Consider the following 1,669-nt stretch of genomic DNA (forward strand, 5'->3'; position numbering starts at 1 on the left):
TCGCCGCCACCCGGGCCGCCTCGTTCGCGTTCTGGCTGATCTCCCGGATCGAGGCACCCATCTCCTCCGCACCCGCAGCCACCGTGCCCACGTTCCGGGACACCTCCTCCGCCGCCGCCGACACCACACCCGACTGCGCGCTGGTCTCCTCCGCCGACGCCGAGATCTGCGCCGAGGACGCCGACAACTCCTCCGAGGACGCCGCCACCGCATCCGCCGACGCGGCGATGTCGGCCACGGCGCCGGCCATGTTGTCGGTCGCGGTGTTGAGCGCGAGCGCCATCTGCCCGAGCTCGTCCCGGCTGGTCACCGGGAGCCGGCCGGAGAGGTCCCGGCCGGCGACCCGCTCGAGCGCGGTCTGGACGGCGCGGATGCCGCGCACGATGCGTCCGGAGATGACGGTGGCCAGCGCGACGCCCAGCACCAGGGCGATGGCCGCGACCACGACCATGTCCCGCACGGTGTCCGCGGCCGCCTGGCGCGCCTCGGCCCGGGTGCTGTCCACCCGGGCGTCCACGGAGTCGACCAGCTCGGTCATGGCCTGGTCGAGCACGTAGAAGACATCCCACTTGTCGCCGGTCGAGAGCGCGTCGCCCTCGTCCAGCCGGCCCTGCGCCCAGAGCGTGAAGATCTGGTCGTTGTAGTCGCTCATCGTGGCCCAGTTCTGCTCGATGCTGTCCAGGCTGGCACCGGCCGCGGGATCCAGCAGCGTCCGGTCGATGGCGAAGAGCCGCTCGAAGCCCTCGGCGCCGTCCCGGTAGTGGGGCACGTTGTCCCCTGCCTCGGCGGCGGCCACCGCGCCGCCGTCGACGCGCGCCCGCCAGGCGGTGATGTTCTGCCAGTTCGACGCCCAGAGCAGCTGGTAACGGGCGGCTTCCACCTCCCGTTGCACGCCCACCGCGGCGGTGGCCCGGTCGTTGAGGTCACTGACCCGGGACGAGCCGATGATGCCCGTGCCGGCGACGGCGATCAGCCCGATGAGCAGCAGGGCGCTCAGGGCGGCGATGCGCGTGGCGATGCCACGATCGCGCACCCACTGGCGCGCTCCGGACGCGAGATCGGCAGTGGGACGCCCGGTGGGCTGGGCGGTGGTGCTCATGACGGGGCTCCTGGGAGGTGGGTGGATCGACGCGGTCGCCATCCCGCCGGGGAAGGGACGGGACGGCGACCGCGTGGTCTGGGGTGCCGGATCAGGTGGCTATTCCCTGGCCCCATTCTCAGGGGACGAGCGCTACGGGAACGATTCCTCCGCATCGTGTTCCGAAACCGTTCCAGAAAGGCTGGTCACCGTTTTCGAGAGAAGCGTCATGTCGACAAGGCGAGCCAATCGGCGAGTACCCAGGAAAATGCAAGGAGGCCGCCACCCCGCAAGGGGTGACGGCCTCTCGTGCCGGTGCGGGAATGGGTCAGTAGGTGAAGCGGCCGACCGTGGTGCGCAAGTCGCTGGCCATCCGGGACAGCTCGTCCACCGCGACCCGGGTCTGACCCAGCGCCTGCGTGGTCGAGGACGCCGCAGCCGAGACACCGGTGATGTTCGTGGCGATCTCACCCGACCCGCTGGCCGCCTCCTGCACCGACCGGGACATCTCGTTGGTCGTAGCCGTCTGCTCCTCCACCGCCGAGGCGATCGTCAGCTGGAAATCGTTGATCGACCCGATCACCTCCGAGA

General features: G+C 70.8%; 1 protein-coding gene and 1 pseudogene. Both read right to left on the minus strand.

The window, feature by feature from the left end; all coding sequences use genetic code 11:
- Positions 1-1,099: HAMP domain-containing protein (locus ACYVG5_RS21385; protein ID WP_460683534.1), on the minus strand; the 1,099-nt coding region annotated here is incomplete at its 3' end.
- A 307-nt stretch (positions 1,100-1,406) separates the two neighbouring features.
- Positions 1,407-1,669 (minus strand): annotated as a pseudogene (locus ACYVG5_RS21390) (methyl-accepting chemotaxis protein); the annotation flags it as partial.

This window comes from Modestobacter lapidis (assembly GCF_054780755.1).